Raw genomic sequence first — 23,298 nt, 5'->3', positions numbered from 1 at the left:
ATTTTTATTTGATTTTTTCAGCGTGTATATGCCATAGTTAATATGCTTATTTTGTGGGTGGAATTTTTTAAGATACACTTACCCGCAATTTCTAAAGTAGAACCCGTAGTCATAACATCATCAATCAGCAAAATGTTTTTGTTTTTTAGATGTTGATATTTTTCGTTCACAATAAACTCAGTTTTACTTTCGGCGCGTTGCCACATACTTTTCTTGGTTTGTGTTTTGGTTTTCGATGTTTTAATAAGATAATCTTTATAAAACGGAATGTTCAGATGTTTGCTTAATTCGTTCCCAAAACCATCTAACTGATTGTAACCACGTTTTTTCTCTTTTGACTTATGCAACGGGATACAAACAATGAAATCAACCCAGCTAAAAACAGCATGATTTTTTAAATGTTGTAAAGTAAGCGTAGCAAAAAAGGTAGAAATCTGCTGCTGATTTTTATACTTAAGTTCGTGGAGTAATTTCTGAACGATACTTTCTTCAGAAAAATACAAAGTTGCCAAACAATGTTCCACCAAAAGCTTGCCGTAAAAACGCCGTTTCATTTCGGTATCGTTATCTACAGCTGGTGGAATAAAATCCAAACCAATCAAACAATTGCTGCACAGCATATCATTTCTCCCGTGCAAAACTTCATCGCAACCATAACAAAGGTGCGGATAAAATAAATCAAAAACATCGATAATTGCCCACATTACCAACAAGTTTTATGTACCTTTGCGTTAATATACAATAAAAAACAATATTGTTCAACTATTTGTTTTACAAATTTTAACAAACTGCAATTTTAGTATTTTTGCACTATGGCAAAACAAGACGACATTTTTAAAAATGTAATTTCGCATGCAAAAGAGTATGGATATATTTTTCCATCGAGCGAAATTTACGATGGTTTAAGCGCTGTTTACGATTATGCGCAAAACGGAGTAGAATTAAAAAAGAATATTCGTGAGTACTGGTGGAAATCAATGGTACAAATGCACGAGAATATTGTAGGGATCGATGCGGCGATCTTTATGCATCCAACCACATGGAAGGCTTCGGGGCACGTTGATGCTTTTAATGATCCGTTAATTGACAATAAAGATTCTAAAAAAAGATATAGAGCCGATGTTTTGATCGAAGATTACTGCGAGAAATTATGGCAAAAGGCTCAAAAAGAAATCGAAAAAGCAAAAGGTCGTTTTGGCGATGCTTTTAACGAAGAAGAATTTATCACAACCAATCCGCGCGTTGTAGAATATCTTTCAAAAAAGAAAGAGATTTTAGAACGAATGGCATCCGGTTTAGATTCGGGTAATTTAGAAGATGTAAAAGCCTTGATTGAAGAATTGGGCATTGCCGATCCGGAAACAGGTTCTAAAAACTGGACCGATGTTCGCCAGTTCAATTTAATGTTCGGAACAAAATTAGGAGCATCTGCAGATACGGCGATGGATCTTTATTTACGACCGGAAACTGCACAAGGAATTTTCGTAAACTTTTTAAACGTTCAAAAAACCGGACGTATGAAAATTCCGTTTGGTATTGCACAAACTGGTAAAGCGTTCCGTAACGAGATTGTTGCACGTCAGTTTATTTTCCGTATGCGCGAGTTCGAACAAATGGAAATGCAGTTTTTTGTAAAACCGGGCGAAGAAATGACCTATTACGAATATTGGAAAGAAACGCGTTTAAAATGGCATTTGTCGTTAGGTTTAGGAAAAGAAAATTATCGTTTTCACGACCACGAAAAATTAGCGCATTATGCTAACGCAGCAGCAGATATTGAATTTAATTTTCCGTTCGGATTTAAAGAATTAGAAGGAATTCACTCGCGTACCGATTTCGATTTAAAAGCACACGAACAACATTCAGGTAAAAAACTGCAGTTTTTCGATAACGAAACAAATTCATCTTACGTGCCGTATGTTGTAGAAACGTCGGTAGGGTTGGATCGTATGTTTTTATCGGTTTTCTCAAAAGCATTGCAAGAAGAAACCTTGGAAGATGGATCAACACGTACCGTTTTAAAATTACCAAGTGTTTTAGCGCCAACAAAAGCAGCGGTTTTACCATTGGTTAAAAAAGACGGATTACCGGAAGTTGCCCGCGAAATTATTGAAGAGTTGAAATGGGATTTTAATGTAGCTTACGATGAAAAAGATGCAGTTGGTCGCCGTTACCGCCGCCAAGATGCATTGGGAACGCCGTTTTGTATCACGGTTGACCACCAAACATTAGAAGATAAAACCGTAACCATTCGTCACCGCGATACCATGCAGCAAGATCGTGTTTCTATTACTGAATTAAGAAATATCATTAATGAAGACGTTTCAATGCGCAATTGGTTGCAGAAAATGAAATAATATAAAATATTGGGATTTAAAAGGTTGAACGAAAGTTCAGCCTTTTTTTGTACATTTATCATAATTCAAAAAAAAATATACCATGATAAAAAAGTTACTTTATCCTTTAATTTTAAGTGTTGCGATGTTTGTTAGCAGTTTCGCACAAACTCAACAAGTTGATTTAATGAACAATGAATGGTACGTTCACAAAGTGGTGTTAAGTGGTGTTGAACATTTAGCACCTATAAATCAAGAACGTGCAAATTGGCAGGTTAATAGCAGTGAGTTTTTGTTCAATGCAGGGGCTATTTATCTGTATTTTTGTACAAGTTGCACTTTGCAGGGTATTAATTTCCTACCTAACAATGAATTTAAGGTTGACGATATGGTTTGTTTGGCAATGAACGATTGTAATCGTCAATTAGGTAATGATAATTCTGATTACTTATTGAAGTTTTACGATGTTTTTCAAGTAAATCAACCTAATACAGTATTTCAGTACGAAGTAACTACTGTAAATTCATCAACCAAACAATTAAAGATAATCAATGAAGACGGCGATGAAGCATACTTTTACAGTTCAAAACTTTCTGTAACAACCAAACAGTTTAGTAAGGTAACACTGTTTCCAAATCCGGTTGAAAATAGTTTAAATATTAATTTAGAATCGGTTCCGGAGATGAATTGTAAATTTATCTTTTACGATATAACTGGAAAACAAGTTAAGGCAGTAGAACATTTATCGGCAAAAGTAATTTCAATCGATACAAATGATTTACTAAACGGAGTTTATTTCTTAACTATTTTGAATGATAAGGGAATAGTTCAGAAAATAGAAAAGATAATCAAGAAATAAAAAATCGCCCTAAAGGCGATTTTTTATGCTATAACTTAAAAGTAATAATAGATCTTGGCGAATGGTTCATTAAATCTTCGCTGATACTTCCGTTCAATAATCGGGCAAAGCCTTTTCTACCGTGGGTTCCCATTGCAATTAAATCGGCGTTCACACGTTCTGCAAAATTTAAAATTCCTTTTTCAATATCTAAATCGTTGTAGATAGAAAATTCGTAATCATCTAAATTAAATTGCTTTAAAAATGCGTGCGCCAATTCTTCGGCAACATGCGTTGGCTTAAAATTGTTCGGCGTATTTACCATTAAAAAGTGCGGAGTAGAACCGTTCAACTTTAAGAAATCAACAATTTTTTGGAAACCTTGTGCGGTTTCTTCGGTAAAATCGTTTGCAAAAACAACCTTGTCAAAGTTTACTTCGGTTTCGTTTCCTTTAATTGCCAATACCGGAATATTCGATGTACGGATTACTTTTTCGGTGTTCGATCCTATAAACAATTCTTTAAAACCGCTGGCGCCGTGCGATCCCATTACAATCAAATCGATATTGTTGGCTTTTGCCACTTCGGTAACCTCGTCAAAAGTACGTCCCAACTTTAAAATTTGCGAAACATTTAAGCCGCTTAGTTCTTCAGACAACGATGTTTGCGTTAATTTAGCTTCGGCATGTTCTTTAAAAAACATAATTTCAGGCACATCGTAACCAGGCTGAATCATATCCATAGCTTCATGCGGCAAATCAATTATATGTAATAAAATAATTTCAGCGCTCGATTTTCTTGCAATACCAGCAGCAGCTTTTAAGGCAATGTTTGCTTGTTCAGAGAAATCAGTAGGTACTAAAATCTTTTTCATCTTGTATAGTTTATTAGGTTAGTAAATGTTTGTGTTAATTTTATAAATATACTTATAATATTCATAAATAACCAAAAAAATCAATTACTTAAATAAAATTTGTATATTTGCAAAGTTATTTATTGTTAAACTAAATAATGAGGGGACATAATTGTCCCCTCTTTTTATACAAAAGATGGATTTTAAAAGTAAAGTTAAAGATTTATTAGAAGAAGGTTTGGCAGAACATCCGGAACTTTTTTTGATAGATTTTTCTATTTCGGCCGATTATAAAATTTCTGTGGTTATTGATGGCGATAACGGTGTGAATTTGCAGGATTGTATCGATGTAAGTCGCAGTATTGAACATAATTTAGATCGTGAAGAGCAAGATTTTTCGTTAGAAGTAGCTTCGGCAGGGGCAACAGCACCTTTAAAATTTCCACGCCAGTATAGAAAAAACATTGGTAGAACTATTGAAGTTACAACCGATGACGACAATAAAATAGAAGCCAAGTTGATTGATGCCAACGAAGAAGCTATAAAATTAGAATGGAAAGCACGCGAGCCTAAAAAAATAGGCAAAGGCAAAGAAACCGTTGTTAAAAACGCTGAAATTCCGTACATTAGCATCAAAAAAGCAGTTGTAGTTATATCATTTTAAAAAAATACAGATAATTTCATGGATAATATTGCATTAATTGATTCGTTCTCTGAATTTAAAGATTTTAAACATATTGACAGAGTTACCCTTATGGCAATTTTAGAAGATGTTTTTAGAAATGCATTGAAAAAAAGATTTGGGTCAGACGATAATTTCGACATCATCATTAATCCTGATAAAGGAGATATGGAGATCTGGAGAAACAGAATTGTTGTTGCCGATGGTGAGGTAGAAGACGAAAATTCTGAAATATCATTAAAAGAAGCACAAAAAATTGAACCAGATTTTGAAGTAGGCGAAGAAGTTTCTGAAGAAGTTAAATTGTTCCAATTGGGTCGTCGTGCAATATTGGCATTACGTCAAAACCTAATCACAAAAATTCAAGAGCACGACAGTACCAATCTTTACAAGCAGTTTAAAGATATGGTGAACGAAGTGTATGCTGCCGAAGTTAGCCACGTGCGCCCGAAAGCGGTTATATTGATCGATGAAAACAATAAAGAAATCATTTTACCTAAAGAGAAACAAATCCCATCAGATTATTTCAAAAAAGGCGAAACGGTTAAAGGAATTATCGAAAGTGTTGAATTGAAAGGTAACAAGCCGCAAATCATCATGAGCAGAACATCGGAATTGTTCTTAGAGAAATTATTCGAACAAGAAATTCCGGAAATCGCAGACGGCATCATTACCATTCACAAAGTAGTGCGCATTCCTGGCGAAAAAGCAAAAGTAGCTGTTGATAGTTACAACGAAAATATCGATGCAGTTGGTGCATGTGTAGGTGTAAAAGGATCTCGTATACACGGAATTGTTCGCGAATTAGGAAATGAAAACATCGACGTGATCAGCTACACAAACAATGCAGAATTATACATTCAACGTGCATTAAGCCCAGCGAGAATAAACAATATATCAATAAACGAAACAACAAAGCGTGCAAATGTTTTGTTAGATATCAGCGAAGTTTCAAAAGCAATTGGTAAAGGTGGTCAAAACATTAAATTGGCAAGCTTGCTAACTGGTTACGAAATAGACGTGATAAGAGAAGGAACACAGGTTTTAGAAGAAGACGACGTTGAGTTGCGCGAGTTCTCAGATGAAATCGATGCGTGGGTAATCGATGAATTTGTAAAAATTGGTTTAGATACTGCAAAAAGCGTATTAAAACACAGTGTAAGCGAATTGGTTCGAAGAACAGATTTAGAAGAAGAAACGGTAGAAGATGTTTTAAACATTTTAAATGCTGAATTTGAAGACTAATTAAACACTACAACAACAACACAACGCACAAAAATATACTAAAAGGATCGTATGTCTGAAAATAGAATAATAAGAATAAACAAAGTTTTAAGAGAATTAAATATTTCTCTCGATAGAGCCGTGGAATTTTTGAAGACCAAGGGGTTTGAAATTGAAGCCTCTCCGAACGCAAAAATTTCCGACGCAGAATATGCTGCGTTAAATAAACAGTTTTCGGCGGATAAAGGGAAGAAAGAAGCTTCGAAAGAAGTGAGCGAAGAAAAAAAGAAAGAAAAAGAAGAATTACGTTTAGAACGTGAGCAGGAAGAAAAACGCAAAAAAGAAGAAGAAGACAAGCGTAAAAGAGAAGAGGAAAAACGTAAGAAAGAAGAGGAAGAGCAACGCAAAAAAGAAGAAGAAGCAAAACGCGAGCAAGAAGTTATAAAAGCTAAAGCGGCTAAAGTGTCTTCTATAAAAACAGTTGGTAAGATTGATTTAGATGCAAATTCTAAAAAAGCACCGGCTGCCGATTCTAAAAATTCTTCAGACGATACAAAAGATCCTGTTAATGTATCAAACAAAAATACAGAACCGGCTAAGGCTGAAAAAGTAGAAAAAACAGAAGAAAAACCACAGGTTGAAAAACCGGAACAGCGCGTAGCTAAAGAAGCACCGGCTGAAAAGCCGGCAGAAACAGAAAAACCGGTTCAAAAGGCTGCTGAATCAACCGAAGCAAAAGCTGAAGGAACTTCTACAGAAGAAGGTCAAGAATCTGAAATCATAAAAACGCAGTACCAAAAACTTTCTGGAACTACTTTTACAGGTCAAAAAATTGATTTATCTCAATTCAACAAACCTAAAAAGAAAAAAGAAGATCCTAAAAAAGACGGTGCAAAACCGGGTGGTGCAAATAACGCGGCGAACAACAAAAACAAACGCAAGCGTATAGAAAAACCAGGTACACCGGGTGCAGCAGGGCAACAAGGTAATAACGCCAATAAACCAGGTACGCCAGGTCAAGGTGGTCAAAACCGTCCGGGTCAGCAAGGTGGAAACCGTGGTGGTCAAGGCGGAAATTCTAAATTCCCTAACAACCGCAACAATGCAGGTGGTAACAAAAATTTTGGAAACAGAAACCAACCGGTTGTAAAAGTTGAGCCTACAGATGAGGAAGTAAAAAACCAAATCAAAGAAACGTTAGAGCGTTTACAAGGAAAACAAAACAAATCAAAAGCTGCAAAATATCGTAAAGACAAACGTGAACTTCACCGTAAAAAAGAAGAAGAAGCACGTGCAGACGATGATTTAAAAATATTAAAAGTTACCGAATTCGTAACAGTTGGTGAGGTTGCTACTATGATGAACGTGCCAATTACGCAAGTAATCGGAACATGTATGTCGTTAGGTATCATGGTAACCATGAACCAGCGTTTAGATGCTGAAACATTAACAATTGTTGCAGACGAATTTGGTTACGAAGTACAATTTACAACTGCCGATATCGAAGAATCGATGGTAGAAGAAGTTGATGCACCGGAAGATTTACAACCTCGCGCGCCAATTGTAACGGTAATGGGTCACGTAGATCACGGTAAAACATCGTTATTAGATTATGTTCGTAAAGCAAACGTAATTGCAGGTGAATCGGGTGGAATCACGCAGCACATTGGTGCTTACGGAGTAACTTTAGAAAGTGGTCAGAAAATTACGTTTTTAGATACACCGGGTCACGAGGCGTTTACCGCAATGCGTGCACGTGGAGCTCAGGTTACCGATATTGCAATTATCGTAGTTGCTGCCGATGACGACATTATGCCACAAACAAAAGAGGCAATTTCGCACGCGCAAGCAGCGGGAGTACCAATTATTTTCGCAATTAATAAGGTAGATAAGCCAACGGCAAATCCTGAAAAAATTAAAGAGAAACTGGCAGCTATGAACTTCCTTGTTGAAGAATGGGGTGGAACGTATCAGTCACAAGATATTTCGGCAAAATTTGGTCAAGGTGTACCGGAATTGTTAGAAAAAGTATTGTTAGAAGCAGAGATGTTAGAGTTGAAAGCAAACCCTAACAAACCGGCGGTAGGTACTGTTGTAGAAGCGTTCTTGGATAAAGGTCGCGGATATGTATCAACAATCTTGGTTCAAAGCGGAACATTGAAAATTGGCGATTACTTGTTAGCAGGTAAAAACCATGGTAAAATTAAAGCAATGCACGATGAACGCGGAAAAGCTGTTAAAGAAGCAGGTCCTTCTCGTCCTATTTCAATCTTAGGATTAGACGGCGCGCCAACAGCAGGTGACAAGTTCAATGTATTCGAAGACGAGCGTGAAGCAAAAGCAATCGCAGCTAAACGTACACAGTTAATCCGTGAGCAATCGGTACGTGCGCAACGTCACATCACATTGGCAGAAATTGGTCGCCGTATTGCTTTAGGGGAATTTAAAGAGTTAAATATCATTTTAAAAGGAGACGTAGATGGATCGGTAGAAGCGTTATCAGACTCGTTCTCTAAATTATCAACAGACGAAATTCAAATCAACATTATCCACAAAGGGGTAGGTGCAATTACCGAATCTGATGTATTGTTAGCTTCGGCTTCTGATGCGATCATTATCGGTTTCAACGTACGTCCAATGGGTAATGCCAAAACAATTGCAGATAAAGAAGAAATCGATATCAAAACATACTCGATCATTTACGACGCAATCGATGATATTAAAGATGCAATGGAAGGAATGTTGTCACCGGAATTGAAAGAAGAAATCACCGGAACAGCAGAAATTCGTCAAACATTCAAAATATCTAAAGTGGGAACAATTGCAGGATGTATGGTTACCGATGGTAAAATCTTCCGTAACTCTAAAATCCGCTTAATTCGTGAAGGCGTTGTAATTTACACAGGTGTTCTTGATGCGTTAAAACGTTTTAAAGATGATGTAAAAGAGGTTTCTAAAGGATACGATTGTGGTATCCAGATTAAAAACTACAACGATATTAAGGAATACGATATTATTGAAGGATTCCAAGAAGTTGAGGTTAAGAAAACTTTGAAATAATACAGTTTATATTGATAGATAAAAAGGAGTCGGAAGGCTCCTTTTGTCATTTTGACAGATTTTGAAGCGATGTAATTGTTTGGCTTAAAGTTTGATTGAGTCTTAATATAAAACAATACGCATACATTAAAAAATAGAATTATGGGATTATTATTAATGGGAATCATTATGCTTGCCAGCTGGTTAGTGGGTTGGCAGCTAAAAAATAAATTCGAAAAGTATTCAAAAATTCATTTAAGAAACGGAATGAGCGGTGCAGAAATTGCAACTAAAATGCTGCACGACCACGGAATTTACGATGTAAAAGTAATTTCTACTCCGGGTAGATTAACCGATCATTACAACCCGGCAGATAAAACGGTGAATTTAAGTGAAGCAGTGTACAATCAGCGTAATGCGGCCGCTGCCGCGGTAGCTGCACATGAAGTTGGTCACGCCGTACAGCATGCAACCGCTTACAGTTGGTTAACTATGCGTTCTAAATTGGTGCCTGTTGTTAACATTGCATCACGCTTTATTTCGATCACATTAATTGGTGGTATTTTATTGCTAAACACTTTTCCGCAGTTATTACTTATCGGGATTGTATTGTTTGCATTAACTACGGTGTTTTCAATTGTTACCTTACCGGTAGAGTACGATGCAAGTAACCGCGCATTAAAATGGTTGGAAACCAAAAACATGGTTACAAGAGAAGAGTATGCCGGAGCGTCAGATTCATTAAAATGGGCAGCTCGCACGTATGTTGTAGCAGCTTTATCATCAATAGGAACACTGTTGTACTATTTAATGATTTATATGGGAAGAAGAGAATAAAAAAAGCGAGCATTTGCTCGCTTTTCTGTTTATTAAAACCAAGGTTTTCTGTTTCTGATATACGTATTGTAAAAATCAATATCAGATTTGGTCAGGTAGATAATTCCTTCAACCAAACCAATGATCGTAGTTGCAGCCAAAATAAAATATCCAATGAGAAAACACGCTGTAACATATCCAACTAATCCTAACACAAGTAGAATAATACCTTCGGTATTGTATCCTAAAACAAACTTGTGAATACCTAAATGTCCTAAAATAATAGCTAAAATTCCGGCTAATATTTTCTTGCTATTCGCCTCTTGTAAGTAAGGAGGCGATTGCTGGTACTGATTTTGTTGCTGATAATAGTTTTGCTGGTCGTTATACTGATTTTGCTGTTGATTAAAATTAGATTGCGTACGACCTGTATGCCATTGTTCTTCTTTTCTTTCTTCTGAATTTTGATTTTCCATTACAATTAGGTTATTATTTTTGTTAAATATAGCAATAATTTTATCAACAATAACCTGTGCCAGTTTTTCTTTACTTTCAATGGTCCAGCCGGCAATGTGTGGTGATAGCAGAACGTTTTCGGCAGTAATCAGGTATCTAAAGGCATCGGGAAGTTCATTGTCAGAAAACATATTTTCGAACGATGATTTTTCGTATTCCAATACATCCAAACCGGCACCTTTAATTTTGCCCGATTTTAAAGCATCTACCAAATCATCTGTACAAACCGATTTACCACGTGCGGTATTGATCAACCAAAACGATTTTGCAAAACCATTGATCAAATTCTTGTTTACATAATGATGCGTTTCGGGAGTTTCAGGCGTGTGTAAACTCACAATGTCGCTGTGCAGTTGCAAATAATCTAACGAAACTTGTTGTGCGTTTGCATCGCCCATGTGTGGTTTAATATCGTAACAAATTACCTTGCAGTTAAAGCCTTTCAAACGTTGTGCAAACGCTTTTCCCATATTGCCATAACCAATAATTCCGATGGTTTTTCCTTCAATCTCAATGCCTCGGTTTTCTTCGCGCTTCCAAATGCCGCTGCGAACTTCCTTGTCCGCATACGATAATTTATTCATAAGATTTAAAAGCATTCCCAAAGCATGCTCGGCAACGGCGGTTTTATTTCCTTCGGGAGCAGCAATCAGTTTAATGCCTTTTTGTTCGGCATATTCGCAATCGATATTTTCCAAACCGGCACCAACTCTACCTATGAATTTTAGGTTTGTAGCGGCATCTAAAAAAGCACGATCAATCTTAAACCGGCTGCGTAAAACAATACCGTCATACTGATGGATTATTTGTTCAATGGCGTCTTTTGGAGCGTAGTAGTTTTCATCGTTTTCAAATCCCGCAACTGTTAACTGTTCAATTAGCAACGGATGATTTTTATCAAGGTGTAATATTTTCATTAAGTATTCAATCCTTTATTTTATCAAACTAAATTAGATAAAAATTTTCATTAGATCGATTTAAAATATTTTTAAATAAACTTTCATTTTTTTTTGAAAGTTTAAAAACTTTGTTTTATATTTGATCTATGGAATTCAAAGAAGCAAAAAATAAATTTGTACAATCGTGGGGAGCTTTAGGTTCGCAATGGGGCATTAATAAAACCATGGCACAGATTCATGCGTTGTTAATGATTTCTACCGAAGCAGTTTCTATGGAAGAAATTATGGAAGAATTACAGATTTCACGCGGAAATGCTTCTATGAATTTAAGAGCTTTAATGGATTGGGGAATTGTTTACAAAGAACACAAACCGGGTGAACGAAAAGAGTTTTTTATTGCAGAGAAAGATTTAGACGAATTGGCAGTCAAAATTGCGAAAGAGCGTAGCAAACGTGAAATTAAACCGGCTTTAAAGGTATTGAAAGAAGTTTCTACCATTAAAACGAATAAATCAGAAGAAGAAAAGCACTTTGTGGAGCAAACCGGCAAATTATACGATTTTGTATTGAAGGCTGATAACGTGTTGGACAAGGTAACCGAATATAAAGACAATTGGCTGGCAAAGCTGGTGGTTAAAATAATGAAGTAAGATCAATCAAATTTTTTAAATAAAACTTTCAAATATTTCTGAAATTTTAAAATAATATAAATTATGAAAGCGATAAAAATAATAAATACCATAGCGATTGGAACTCCGTTTGCACTTTTTTTGATAGATCTTGTAGTTCAAGGTGGATTCTCAATTTTTGCATTACTTTCAACCATGTTTACTGGTTTTGTACAAGTGATATTAGGACTCTTTCTTATGATACGATTTCCAAAGAATATCCACTATAAATCATATATAATAGCAGTTGTTTTATACTTCTTAGTAGGGCTTATGGTTGTCTTTTCTGATTCTAATAATGATGGTTTTATATACATTTTTTACATCATACCACCTTGTTTGGCAGTGTATTTATCTATACTAATTTATAGTCATCCAAATAATGAACTATCACAATAAAAACTTTTGATATGAAAAAAATGGTTATTGCAGCAGGAACCGGTTTTTTAGGAACCGTCTTAATAGATTTTTTCAAAGAATCATATCAAGAACTTATAGTGCTTACGCGTGGAAAATCAGAACGGAAAAATAATATACAATATGTTCATTGGAACGCGAACTCGCTTACGGGTTGGGAAAGTGTATTGGAAAACGCCGATGTGCTGATAAATTTGGCAGGAAAATCGGTTGATTGCAGATATACTCCAGAAAATAAAGCTGCGATACTTGCTTCGCGTATTGATAGTACCCGAGTTTTGAACGAGGCGGTTTTAAAATGTAAAAATCCTCCAAAACATTTTATCAACTCATCTACAGCGACAATTTACCGACATTCAGAAGACAAACAGATGAATGAATATTCAGGTGAAATTGGAGATGATTTTTCTATGAATGTTGCCAAGTCTTGGGAAAAGGCTTTTTACGATGTTGAAACCGATAAAGCGCTAAAAACGGCTGTTAGAACTTCAATTGTTTTAGGTAAAAACGGCGGCGCATTTATCCCTTTAAAAAGATTGACTCAATTAGGATTGGGAGGGAAGGTCGGAAACGGAAAACAATTTGTTAGTTGGATTCATGAATTAGATTTTGCCAAGGCAATAGATTTTATAATCGATAAAAAACTGACAGGAAACATTAATGTTGTTTCGTCTAAACCGGAACGAAATGTTGATTTTATGAGGAAGCTTAGACAGGCTGTCCGTATTCCTTTTGGAATTCCTATCTCGAAAACTATGTTGAAGATCGGAGCGAAAATCATTCAAACCGAATCGGAACTGGTCTTAAAAAGTAGAAACGTAATTCCTAAACGCTTAACCGAAAACGGCTTTACGTTTGAATATCATGATCTGGAAAAAGCATTTAAAAATCTTTTATCATGAACTATAACATTGTTGCCTATTTCTTGTATTTCGCGATCACTTTTTTAATCATCGTGAAAGTCGGACGGATATGTTATCAGAACGGAAATGTATTTGTATCGCAATTAATTCCAAACCATGAAGACTTGTGTAAAAAGATCAATCATTTGCTGTTAATAGGCTATTATTTGCTGAACATTGGTTATTGCACCATGACCATTATTTCGTGGGAAAAAATAGGGAGTTTTACTCAACTGGTTGAAATCATCAGTCTAAAAACTTCTCTTATTGTCCTGATTATCGCACTTATGCATTACCTGAATATTTTATTACTTACAAACTATATCAAAAAATTAATTTAAAAACTGTAAATTATGGAAACTACCAAAATTTTAATCGGTTACGCAGTATATCTGCCAATAGCGTTGTTTTTAACCTACTATGTATCTAAAACGCTTTTTAAAAACAGTAAAGTTTATATGTTGGATATTTTTAAAGGAAGGGAAGAAATTGCCTTTGCTACCAATAAATTGTTTGAAACAGGATTTTATCTGCTGAATATAGGATTTGCATTAATGATTTTACAGATGAATCTGTATAACGATAGTTATCAACTGTTGATTGAAAAATTGAGTTACAAAATCGGGGCATTTTCTATTTATTTAGGATTGATGCTTTTTATAAACCTGTATTTCTTTTTTAGAGGGAAACGTAAAGCAAGTCAGGCACAAGTTGTTCAATAATAAACAAAAAACAATTCGTAAATATAATTTTTGATTCTAAACCTCACAGGTTTTTAAAACCTGTGAGGTTTTATTGTAAGCTAAAACCCTAAAATCATTTTAGCAATGGTAAAGTAGATCAAAATACCAAAAATATCGTTACTCGTGGTAATGAACGGACCGGTTGCAATAGCGGGATCTATACCGTTTTTATCAAGCATTATCGGAATAAAAGTTCCAATTAAGCTGGCAAGAATCATTACGGTAACCAACGCCAATACAATGGTTGACGATATTTCGTAAGATGTTCCCATGATAAAATGCGTTGCCAATAAAAGTAAAACCGCTAAAACGGTACTGTTTAAAAGTGCCAGCAACATTTCTTTACCCAAACGTTTCCAAAGTGAGCCCGACAAACTGTTGTTTGCCAAACCTTGTACTACGATTGCCGATGATTGTACCCCAACATTTCCAGCCATTGCGGCAACCAAAGGTGTAAAAAAGAATAATGTTTGGTATTTGTCCATGGCATCGCTAAAACCTTCGGAAATATTTACGGCAATAAAACTCCCGATTAATGCCAAAAGAAGCCAAGGCAAACGTGCTTTTGTAAGTTCCCAGATGCTGTCATCGGCTTCAACGTCTAAAGAGATACCCGCAGCCATTTGGTAATCACGATCGGCTTCATCTTTAATAACGTCAACGATATCGTCAATGGTAATTCTACCAACCAAACGTCCGGTTTCATCAACAACGGGAATTGCCTCTAAATCGTACTTCTGCATAATGCGGGCAACTTCGGTATCTTCGGTATCAACCTTTACAAAATCAACCTTTGGTATGTAGATTTCTTTGACTTGTGTGGTGGTAGATGAGGTAATAAGATCTTTTAACGACAATCGACCTTTTAAGCGGTCTTCATCATCAACCACATAAATAGAATGTACACGCGATACGTTTTCTGCCTGTTTGCGAATTTCCTGAATACACGTTAATACATTCCAGTTTTCGTTTACCTGAATGTATTCTTTTGCCATTAAACCGCCGGCAGTATCTTCGTCGTAACGCAAAAGTTCCACAATGTCTTTGGCGTGCTCAAAATCTTCTAATTCAGAGATTACCTCGTCTTTCATTTCTTCCGACAGTTCGGCGATAATATCCACCGCATCATCGGTATCCATTTCGTCTAACTCTTCGGCAATTTCTTTAGCAGAAAGGTTGTTTAAGATTTTTTCACGAACTTCTTCGTCTAATTCCAATAGAATTTCAGAACTGATCTCTGATTCAATGATGCGGAAAAGATAACCTGCATCTTCGCCGTCTAATTCGTTCATCAGTTCTGCAATATCAGCAAAGTGAATATCCTCGAGCCTGCGGAGTATTTCGCGTTCGTTTTTTTCGGCAATTAAGCCTTCGATCTCTTGGATAAATTCTTTACTGATTTTAAATTCCATACGCTTCTATTTTTTGAGTGAGTGCGATAAATTCTTCTACACTTAATTGTTCGGGACGAAGGTTAAAAACCGCATCGTCTTTAATTTCTTCTGATATAAAACTTTTTAAACTGTTGCGCATTGTTTTTCTACGCTGGTTAAATGCCGATTTTACTACGGTAAAAAACAGCTTTTCGCTGCACGGCAGAGTGTAATTTTCTTTGCGGATCATACGCATTACACCCGATTTTACTTTTGGCGGCGGTGTAAAAACGTGTTCTGATACAGTAAACAGATATTCGGTATCATAAAAAGCCTGTGCTAAAACCGACAATATTCCGTAGGTTTTACTGCCTTTTTTCTCACAAATGCGTTCGGCAACTTCTTTCTGAAACATTCCCGAGAATTCCGGTATCTGATCGCGCATTTCTAAAACCCTGAAAACAATCTGCGTTGAAATGTTGTACGGAAAGTTTCCTATAATGGCAAACGGCTCTTCATTAAAAATCTTCTTTAAATTGTATTTTAAAAAATCTTCGCCAATAATGTGGTTGTGCAACTTTGGGTAGTGTTTTTCCAGATAGGCAACCGATTCGGTATCAATTTCAACCACAAAAGTTTCTACCGGTTTTTCTAAAATATACTTTGTTAGCACGCCCATGCCCGGACCAATTTCCAACACCTTATCATAACCGTTCAGGGTAAGTGTATCGGCAATATTCTTTGCTACACTTTCATCGTTTAAAAAGTGCTGACCCAAATGCTTTTTTGCCTTTACTTTGTCTTGATTACTCATGCTCGCTTATGATTTCAAGATCGGTACGAAACGTAAGCATTTTATCTGCAAATAATTCCAAACCTTCGCTGCGTAATAATGGTGCGTGATTTTCTTTGTAATCTTCTAAAGCTGCCTGATTTTCCGCAAAATACTGCACCGAATAGGTAACGCCGCCCATATCTTCATCAACCAAAACCTTTACCAAACGTGCCGATTTAAAACAACCGGTATTCAGCATGTCTTTAATGTGTTTGGTCTGCATCCAGTTAAGCCATTGTTCGTGAACAGACTCGTCTATATTTATGGTAACATTGTAAATAATCATAGTTTGTTGTGATTTATTTAAAAACCAATGTCATTTCAAGTGAAGCAAAGTGATTGTTCTGAAATCTTAAAGATTTTCTTTTCGCTCTGCTACATTCGAAATGACATTAAAGTTGTTATTTCTATTTAAAATTAATTAATGATATCGAATCCGCAGTAAGGTTTTAACACATCGGGTATCACGATACCTTCGGGTGTTTGGTAATTTTCTAAAATACCTGCCAGTACGCGGGGTAAAGCTAATGATGAGCCGTTTAAGGTATGCGCCAACTGCGTTTTTCCGTCTTTACCTTTAAAGCGCAATTTTAAGCGGTTTGCCTGAAATGTTTCAAAACAAGAAACCGATGAAATTTCCAACCAACGATCTTGTGCTGTTGAAAATACTTCGAAATCATACGTTAATGCAGATGTAAAGCCCATATCGCCACCACATAAACGCAAAATGCGGTATGGTAGTTTTAGTTCGTTCAAAATTTCTTTTACGTGTTCTACCATTCCGTCTAAAGCCTCGTACGATTTTTCAGGATGTTCAATACGTACAATCTCCACCTTATCAAACTGGTGTAAACGGTTTAAACCGCGAACATGTGCGCCGTATGATCCTGCTTCTCTGCGGAAACAAGGCGTGTAAGCGGTGTTGCAAATTGGTAGTTCGCTTTCGTTTAAAATAACATCGCGATAAAGGTTTGTAACAGGAACTTCGGCAGTTGGTATCAAATACAAATCGTCTGCAACGGCATGATACATCTGTCCTTCTTTATCAGGAAGTTGTCCCGTACCGTAACCAGATGCTTCGTTAATTAAATGTGGTACCTGAACTTCGTTGTAACCTGCATTGGTGTTTTTATCTAAAAAATAACTGATTAGGGCACGTTGCAATTTGGCACCTTTACCTTTATAAACTGGGAAACCTGCACCTGTAATTTTTGCACCTAATTCAAAATCAATGATATCGTATTTTTTTGCCAGTTCCCAATGAGGTAAAGATCCTTCTGCCAAAACAGGAATTTCGCCTTGTTCAAAAACCGTTAGGTTATCTTCAGGAGTTTTTCCTTCCGGAACAATAGCTGCAGGTGTATTTGGTATCTGGTACAATTGGTTGGTAAGCTCGTCTGTAAAAGTATTTAAACGCTCTTTTAAATCGGCGGTTTTATCTTTAAGCTTAGCTGTTTTTTCTTTTAAGATTTCGGCTTTAGATTTTTCGCCGTTACGCATTAAATCACCAATTTCTTTGGATAGCTTGTTCGATTCTGCCAAGATGTTGTCTAATTCAACCTGTGTTGCTCTGCGTTGTTCATCCAAGTCTATAACTTTTTGAATCATTTCAGTAGCATCAAGATTTCTTTTTGCAAGGGCTTTTACCACTTGTTCCTGATTTTCTCTAATGTAAGCTATCTGTAACATAAATAAATAATTGTTAAACGGCAAATTTACATAAATTCTTTGTGAATAAGTAACTATTACGTTAATAATTCTTTGGTTTCAATGTGGTTGAACTTCAAAGAAATAATAGTATTTTTACGCAAATTAGTATCTTTATGAAAAGAGCATTTTTTGTTCTGGCTTGCGGTTTGTTCACGTTGTCTTCGGTGGCACAGATCTCGGCTAATACACAAGACGAATACCGTTTGTATGAAAAACAGGCGGCAGAAAAACGTTTGGCATTTAAACAGAATCCTAACACGTTTAACTACGATGTAAAACATCAGAAACTGGAACTGAATGTAGATCCATCTCAATATTATATAAGCGGTACGGTTACCACGCAGTTTATTCCTAACCAGAATTTGCAAACCATTGTTTTCGATTTAAGCCATGAACTTACCGTTAGCGCGGTAACACAAGGTTCACAGTCGGCTACGTTTACGCAGGCAAATAACGAATTGGTAATACAACTTCCGCAAGCAGTAGCATCTGGTACGCAGGGCGAAGTAAAGATAACCTATGCAGGTACACCGCCAAACGATAATGAAGCTTTTACACAGAGTTACCATAACAACACTCCAATAATTTGGACATTGTCTGAGCCTTTCGGAGCAAAAGACTGGTGGCCTTGTAAACAATCATTAAACGATAAGGTTGATGCTATTGATATTTACCTTACTGCACCAACGGCAATGGTTTCGGTTGCTAACGGAGTAGAACAGTCACAGGTTACGAATCCCGACGGTACAAAAACGACACATTTTAAACACAATTTCCCAATTCCGGCGTATTTAGTAGCCATTGCAGTTACCGATTATCAAATTTATAATCAAACGGCGGGCACAACACCGAATACGTTTCCGGTGGTTAATTATCTGTATCCCGAAAATTATAATTCAAGCGTAAGTCAGTTGGGGGTAACGCTGCCAATAATGGATGTTTTTGAAGAATTGTTTGGAACGTATCCTTTTCATACCGAAAAATACGGTCATGCCGAATTTGGCTGGGGTGGAGGAATGGAACATACCACCGTTTCTTTTATGGGTGGATTTTCCCGCGGATTGATCGCTCACGAATTGGCTCATCATTGGTTTGGAAACAAGGTTACCTGCGGAAGCTGGAAAGATATCTGGATTAACGAAGGTTTTGCTGAATACATGGCAGGTTTGGTTGTGGAACATTTAGATGGACAAAATCAATTTGTGAATTGGAAAGGTGGAAAAATCAACAGTATTACATCGGCACCGGCAGGAAATGTATATTTAACCGATGCCCAAGCGTTGGATTCTAACCGAATTTTCAGCAGCCGATTAACCTACAATAAAGGTTCTATGGTGGTGCACATGTTGCGCTATGTTTTAGGCGATGAGGATTTTTACCAAGGAATGCGCAATTTCTTGAACGATCCGGCAATTGCTTATAATTATGCCGTTACTACTCAAGTAAAACAACATTTGGAAGCCGCATCAGGCAAAGATCTTACCGAATTTTTTAACGATTGGATTTATGGCGAAGGATATCCTTCGTATCAGGTAAATGCAGAAGTTGTGTCGGCAAAACAGACAAAAATCACATTGTCTCAAACTTCATCTCATGCAGGTGTATCGTTTTTTGAAATGCCTGTTACTTTACGCTTGACAGGTGAGAACGGACAAACAGAAAATGTAGTTTTGCAGCACACACAGAACAATCAGCAGTTTGTTGTTGATACCAATGTGGGAACGGTAAGCGGTATCGAAATAAATCCTTTTAACGATATTGTTAGTAAAGACAATCAGGTAACTTTTAAAGAAGTTTCAAACCCTGTGGCAGAAGAATTAAAAGTGTTTCCAAACCCGACAGAAACAACTTTTCAGGTAGAAATTCCTCAAAAAATCAAAGTCGATGCCATGAATCTTTACAACGTAAGCGGAAAACTGGTAGCGCAAAATATCAGCAATCCGTACCCGTCAGAACAATTGGCAAGTGGTATGTACGTGCTGGAAATTAAAACAGCTGAGAAAACCTATCATAAAAAAATTATAAAAAATTAAAATGAACCTGTTGTTTGCCAAATAGTAACCTTAAAATAGTACATTTGTGCAACACAAAATGAAAGTATTGTAATTAATGGACGTATTAGTTAAGTTATCGCAGTTTTTATTAAGTTTATCTTTATTAATTGTATTGCACGAGTTGGGGCACTTTATCCCGGCAAAATTATTTAAAACCCGAGTAGAAAAGTTCTACCTTTTCTTCGATATAAAATTCTCATTATTCAAAAAGAAGATCGGCGAAACCGTTTACGGAATCGGTTGGTTGCCATTGGGCGGTTATGTGAAAATTGCCGGAATGATCGATGAAAGCATGGATACCGACCAATTGAAGCAAGAACCGCAACCGTGGGAATTCCGTTCAAAACCGGCATGGCAGCGTTTAATTATTATGTTGGGTGGTGTAACCGTAAACTTTATACTGGCGTTTGTTATTTACATAGGCATGACGTGGTATTATGGTGATCGATTCGTAGCAAATGAAAGTTTAAAAGACGGTGTTTGGGTACTATCTGATGATTTAAAAAAAGCAGGAATGCAATCGGGAGATAAAATTGTATCTATTGATGGCGAAAAATTAGTACGTTTTGATAAAGCACAGGCAAAAATGCTAACCGCTAAAGAATTGGTGGTGAACCGCAACGGTGTGGAGCAAGAAATTAAACTGCCTGTTGATTTTGTACAAGGAATTATAGAAGACAAAGGCGGCAAACTAATTGTACCGCGTATGCCTTTTATTGTAGCCGGATTCGATGATGCTTCGCTTAACAAAGAGATGTTAAAAGAACGTGATTTTATAGTATCGATAAACGGAACTACTATTACTTATTACGATCAAATGGAAGGCTTTTTAAAACCTTTTGCTAATCAAACGTTACCAGCTGTAATTAAAAGAGACGATGTTGCGCAGAACGTAACATTAAAAGTTGATAAAAACGGAAAAATTGGTGTGGCACCTGCCATGATATCGAACAAAGATGCCGAAAAATTAGGTTTGTTTGCTTTAACCACCAATCATCATAGCTTTATAGAGTCGATACCAATTGGTTTACAAACAGGTGTTGATCAGTTAGTGGGATACGGGAAACAATTAAAAATGATTGTAAATCCTGATACGGGAGCTTACAAAGGCGTAGGCGGATTTAAAGCGATATTTGATGTTTTTCCGAATACTTGGAGTTGGGAAATGTTTTGGAGCATCACCGCATTTTTATCGATTATGTTAGGGGTAATGAATTTATTGCCGATACCTGCGTTAGACGGTGGTCACGTATTGTTTTTATTATACGAAATGATTTCGGGCAGAAAACCGAGCGATAAGTTCTTAGAATATGCACAAACAGTTGGTTTTGTTATACTTATTGCTTTATTGTTGTTCGCCAACGGAAACGATATATTCAAAGCCTTAACAGGCAAGTAAAAAAAATAACGATTTTTTAAAAAAGGTGTTTGCAAAAAGGAAAAATCGTTCTATATTTGCATCGCAATAAAGGTAACACACCTTCCTCCTTAGCTCAGTTGGTTAGAGCATCTGACTGTTAATCAGAGGGTCCTTGGTTCGAGCCCAAGAGGGGGAGCAAAGTTGCCAAAGCAACACCTTAATTTTATTGCAAAATAGAAAACTTAAAATTTAAGTTTCCTCCTTAGCTCAGTTGGTTAGAGCATCTGACTGTTAATCAGAGGGTCCTTGGTTCGAGCCCAAGAGGGGGAGCAAATTGCGAAAGCAGTGAACAATTTTAATATTTTAAGTTTCCTCCTTAGCTCAGTTGGTTAGAGCATCTGACTGTTAATCAGAGGGTCCTTGGTTCGAGCCCAAGAGGGGGAGCAAAATTCATAAAGCCTTACAGAAATGTAAGGCTTTTTTGTTTGTAGCATATGCTTCTTTTTAGGTTCGAGCATACTGCTTAAAAATTATAGGGCTTTAGGTTAGTCTACAAAGACGGTAGTAAAATAAAAACCTTACAGAAATGTAAGGCTTTTGTTTATTTATACTTTTTTAGGCGGAAGGTCAAATGCAACGGCATTGTGTTCAAAATGTCCTTTGTGTGCGCCGTCGCAAAAAGGCTTGTTTTTAGACAAACCGCATCGACAGATAGATAGTACCGTTCTACCTTGCAATCCGTAAGCGTTTCCGTTTTTATCTACAATTTCGAAATCTCCTTCAATTTTTACCGATCCGTTGTCATTAATGGTAAGTTTTGTTGTTGACATAGTTGTATGTGTTATTAGTTTACCACAAAACTAGCAATAATGTTGGTGATTTTTTCTTACCTCATTTAATTTAGAAACGTTCCTTTTAATAGATTGATTACTTTTTAATCATTTTTTTTACAGCTACACCTTCATTCGTATGCAAATGCAATAAGTAAGTTCCACTTGTTAGGTTTTCAATATTTAGCTGTATTTCTGTTTCGTTATTAAAGTTTTGTGAGTTGATTAACTTGCCAGTTATATCATAAATTTCAACTTGTTTTACAGAGATGTTTTCGCTGTTAGTTATGTTAATCACATTTGTTGCTGGGTTGGGGTATAAATTAAAACTTTGTGCTAACTGTTCGTTAATACTTAAAGCGATAATATTTGTAGGAACTGTTTTTAGTCTCGTTATTTTAATATTATCGTATTTATGATCCATTTGCGAGGCGTTAATTATGTTTGCGGTAGAGCTTAAATGAACAGAAGTAGGTTTGAAATCATCTATTAAGTTGGTTGATGTACTTTTGCTTAAAAAATCGCCAACAGTAACTTTATTGAAGTAAGGTGTTTCAAAATATATCTTTTTATTGTTATAATCTAAATAAACTATAAAAGTAACCCATGTGTTAACTGGTAACTGATCTCCTAAAGTGCCATTGCCTAATTTAATCTCATTATGTTTTGAATCACTTTCTGGGTAAAGTGCATAAATATAAGCTTCTTGAGATCTTACGTGGTGAGCTAGTGTAAATAAACTTTTATGATTGGTTGTAAAAGTTATGAAAGTATGGGGGGTAGTGTTAGGTGCAGAAGCTGTGTAGTACTGTGATCCAGTATAATAATCAATTTCAAATTTAATCACATTATTTCCGTTTGTATGTTGGTCTATCAGTGAATTCAACTCTTTTTTTACACTTATATATTTATCTTTTGTATTGGTTAATGTAAGTGCTTTGCCTCTAAAAGGTTCGTTTGTAATAGTAGTAGAATTATTGTTGGGTATTGCAGTGTTATTGGTCGATGTTAACCACCCACCTTGTCCTGGTATAATGCCGTTAGGATCGGTTCCTAAATTACCTAATGTGTAATTATCAAAATTATCATTTAATAATACTTGTGCATTTATACTATTAAAAAGTAAAAGTGCTGTAAAAGCTAAAAAAGTAGTTTTTTTCATAATTTCTTTGGTTTAATTATTTATTATAATAAAATGGTTAG

Annotated in this window: 22 protein-coding genes, 3 tRNA genes and 1 pseudogene; 16 read left to right on the top strand and 10 right to left on the bottom strand. The window is 36.1% G+C overall.

Annotated elements, in window-relative coordinates:
• Positions 1-17: 17 nt before the first annotated feature.
• Positions 18-704, bottom strand: a complete 687-nt coding sequence (locus BM253_RS10245) for a ComF family protein (RefSeq protein ID WP_143095617.1) — start codon at positions 702-704, stop codon at positions 18-20.
• 108 nt (positions 705-812) lie between these two features.
• Here BM253_RS10245 and BM253_RS10240 point away from each other — a divergent pair, with 108 nt between their 5' ends.
• Both BM253_RS10240 and BM253_RS10235 read left to right on the top strand, forming a co-directional pair.
• Positions 813-2,357, top strand: a complete 1,545-nt coding sequence (locus tag BM253_RS10240) for a glycine--tRNA ligase (RefSeq protein WP_091523376.1) — start codon at positions 813-815, stop codon at positions 2,355-2,357.
• A gap of 82 nt (positions 2,358-2,439) precedes the next feature.
• The gene (locus tag BM253_RS10235) at positions 2,440-3,195 is read left to right on the top strand and encodes a T9SS type A sorting domain-containing protein (RefSeq protein ID WP_091523373.1); all 756 of its coding nucleotides are present in this window, start codon (positions 2,440-2,442) and stop codon (positions 3,193-3,195) included.
• A 28-nt stretch (positions 3,196-3,223) separates the two neighbouring features.
• Here the strand turns inward: BM253_RS10235 and BM253_RS10230 are convergent, their stop codons facing one another.
• Positions 3,224-4,048, bottom strand: coding sequence for a universal stress protein (locus tag BM253_RS10230; RefSeq protein WP_091523364.1), 825 nt, complete (start codon positions 4,046-4,048; stop codon positions 3,224-3,226).
• Positions 4,049-4,223: 175 nt separating this feature from the next.
• Between BM253_RS10230 and rimP the strand changes: the two genes are divergently transcribed.
• From rimP to BM253_RS10210, 4 genes are all read left to right on the top strand, one after another.
• Positions 4,224-4,691 (top strand): ribosome assembly cofactor RimP, encoded by a 468-nt coding sequence (rimP, locus tag BM253_RS10225; RefSeq protein WP_091523362.1) that lies wholly within the window; start codon positions 4,224-4,226, stop codon positions 4,689-4,691.
• Positions 4,692-4,709: 18 nt separating this feature from the next.
• On the top strand, positions 4,710-5,954 hold the full coding sequence (nusA, locus tag BM253_RS10220; protein ID WP_091523358.1) for a transcription termination factor NusA: 1,245 nt from the start codon (positions 4,710-4,712) through the stop codon (positions 5,952-5,954).
• A gap of 51 nt (positions 5,955-6,005) precedes the next feature.
• Positions 6,006-8,993 carry a translation initiation factor IF-2 gene (infB, locus tag BM253_RS10215; RefSeq protein WP_091523355.1) on the top strand — a complete coding sequence of 996 codons (2,988 nt, stop codon included), beginning with the start codon at positions 6,006-6,008 and terminating at the stop codon, positions 8,991-8,993.
• Between the two features lie 141 nt (positions 8,994-9,134).
• Positions 9,135-9,809 (top strand): zinc metallopeptidase, encoded by a 675-nt coding sequence (locus tag BM253_RS10210; RefSeq protein ID WP_091523351.1) that lies wholly within the window; start codon positions 9,135-9,137, stop codon positions 9,807-9,809.
• A gap of 32 nt (positions 9,810-9,841) precedes the next feature.
• Here BM253_RS10210 and BM253_RS17500 read toward each other — a convergent pair whose 3' ends face one another.
• Both BM253_RS17500 and BM253_RS10205 read right to left on the bottom strand, forming a co-directional pair.
• Positions 9,842-10,264, bottom strand: a complete 423-nt coding sequence (locus tag BM253_RS17500; protein ID WP_245758486.1) for a TM2 domain-containing protein — start codon at positions 10,262-10,264, stop codon at positions 9,842-9,844.
• Positions 10,265-10,288: 24 nt separating this feature from the next.
• Positions 10,289-11,221 (bottom strand): annotated as a pseudogene (locus tag BM253_RS10205) (2-hydroxyacid dehydrogenase); the annotation flags it as partial.
• 128 nt (positions 11,222-11,349) lie between these two features.
• On the opposite strand from BM253_RS10205, the gene BM253_RS10200 reads away from it, so the two are divergent.
• The 5 genes from BM253_RS10200 (at position 11,350) to BM253_RS10180 (ending at position 13,912) form a co-directional block, all read left to right on the top strand.
• Positions 11,350-11,853: a GbsR/MarR family transcriptional regulator gene (locus BM253_RS10200; protein ID WP_091523345.1), complete on the top strand. Its 504-nt coding sequence runs from the start codon at positions 11,350-11,352 to the stop codon at positions 11,851-11,853.
• 63 nt (positions 11,854-11,916) lie between these two features.
• Entirely contained in the window at positions 11,917-12,270 is a 354-nt protein-coding gene (locus BM253_RS10195) for a hypothetical protein (RefSeq protein WP_091523340.1), read from the top strand.
• Positions 12,271-12,281: 11 nt separating this feature from the next.
• Positions 12,282-13,190: a TIGR01777 family oxidoreductase gene (locus BM253_RS10190; RefSeq protein ID WP_091523336.1), complete on the top strand. Its 909-nt coding sequence runs from the start codon at positions 12,282-12,284 to the stop codon at positions 13,188-13,190.
• Positions 13,187-13,531 carry a hypothetical protein gene (locus BM253_RS10185; RefSeq protein WP_091523333.1) on the top strand — a complete coding sequence of 115 codons (345 nt, stop codon included), beginning with the start codon at positions 13,187-13,189 and terminating at the stop codon, positions 13,529-13,531. The genes BM253_RS10190 and BM253_RS10185 overlap by 4 nt, the downstream gene beginning before the upstream one ends.
• Before the next feature lie 12 nt (positions 13,532-13,543).
• Positions 13,544-13,912 carry a hypothetical protein gene (locus tag BM253_RS10180; RefSeq protein ID WP_091523329.1) on the top strand — a complete coding sequence of 123 codons (369 nt, stop codon included), beginning with the start codon at positions 13,544-13,546 and terminating at the stop codon, positions 13,910-13,912.
• 80 nt (positions 13,913-13,992) lie between these two features.
• Here BM253_RS10180 and mgtE read toward each other — a convergent pair whose 3' ends face one another.
• The 4 genes from mgtE to serS form a co-directional block, all read right to left on the bottom strand.
• Positions 13,993-15,345, bottom strand: a complete 1,353-nt coding sequence (gene mgtE / locus BM253_RS10175) for a magnesium transporter (RefSeq protein WP_091523326.1) — start codon at positions 15,343-15,345, stop codon at positions 13,993-13,995.
• A complete protein-coding gene (gene rsmA, locus BM253_RS10170; RefSeq protein WP_091523323.1) occupies positions 15,335-16,120 on the bottom strand; it encodes a 16S rRNA (adenine(1518)-N(6)/adenine(1519)-N(6))-dimethyltransferase RsmA in 786 nt (261 codons plus the stop codon). Before rsmA ends, mgtE begins: the two co-directional genes overlap by 11 nt.
• On the bottom strand, positions 16,113-16,427 hold the full coding sequence (locus tag BM253_RS10165) for a DUF4286 family protein (RefSeq protein WP_091523320.1): 315 nt from the start codon (positions 16,425-16,427) through the stop codon (positions 16,113-16,115). The genes rsmA and BM253_RS10165 overlap by 8 nt, the downstream gene beginning before the upstream one ends.
• A gap of 131 nt (positions 16,428-16,558) precedes the next feature.
• Positions 16,559-17,830 carry a serine--tRNA ligase gene (serS, locus tag BM253_RS10160; RefSeq protein ID WP_091523316.1) on the bottom strand — a complete coding sequence of 424 codons (1,272 nt, stop codon included), beginning with the start codon at positions 17,828-17,830 and terminating at the stop codon, positions 16,559-16,561.
• Between the two features lie 134 nt (positions 17,831-17,964).
• On the opposite strand from serS, the gene BM253_RS10155 reads away from it, so the two are divergent.
• From BM253_RS10155 to BM253_RS10135, 5 genes are all read left to right on the top strand, one after another.
• Positions 17,965-19,884, top strand: coding sequence for a M1 family metallopeptidase (locus BM253_RS10155; protein ID WP_091523314.1), 1,920 nt, complete (start codon positions 17,965-17,967; stop codon positions 19,882-19,884).
• 76 nt (positions 19,885-19,960) lie between these two features.
• The gene (gene rseP, locus BM253_RS10150) at positions 19,961-21,304 is read left to right on the top strand and encodes an RIP metalloprotease RseP (protein WP_091523311.1); all 1,344 of its coding nucleotides are present in this window, start codon (positions 19,961-19,963) and stop codon (positions 21,302-21,304) included.
• Positions 21,305-21,387: 83 nt separating this feature from the next.
• A tRNA-Asn gene (locus BM253_RS10145) sits at positions 21,388-21,461 on the top strand.
• Positions 21,462-21,521: 60 nt separating this feature from the next.
• Positions 21,522-21,595: transfer RNA gene (locus BM253_RS10140), tRNA-Asn, on the top strand.
• Between the two features lie 40 nt (positions 21,596-21,635).
• Positions 21,636-21,709 (top strand) — tRNA-Asn (locus BM253_RS10135).
• A 161-nt stretch (positions 21,710-21,870) separates the two neighbouring features.
• On the opposite strand, the gene BM253_RS10130 is transcribed toward BM253_RS10135, so the two are convergent.
• Positions 21,871-22,095 (bottom strand): CDGSH iron-sulfur domain-containing protein, encoded by a 225-nt coding sequence (locus BM253_RS10130; protein ID WP_091523308.1) that lies wholly within the window; start codon positions 22,093-22,095, stop codon positions 21,871-21,873.
• Positions 22,096-22,192: 97 nt separating this feature from the next.
• Complete coding sequence (locus BM253_RS10125) at positions 22,193-23,257, bottom strand: T9SS type A sorting domain-containing protein (protein WP_091523305.1); 1,065 nt, start codon at positions 23,255-23,257, stop codon at positions 22,193-22,195.
• Between the last annotated feature and the right edge of the window lie 41 nt (positions 23,258-23,298).

The organism is Paenimyroides ummariense, assembly GCF_900115115.1.
GTDB lineage: Bacteria > Bacteroidota > Bacteroidia > Flavobacteriales > Flavobacteriaceae > Flavobacterium > Flavobacterium ummariense.
The sequence above is the reverse complement of the archived record's forward strand: the minus strand, read 5'-3'. Positions and strand labels throughout refer to the sequence as shown.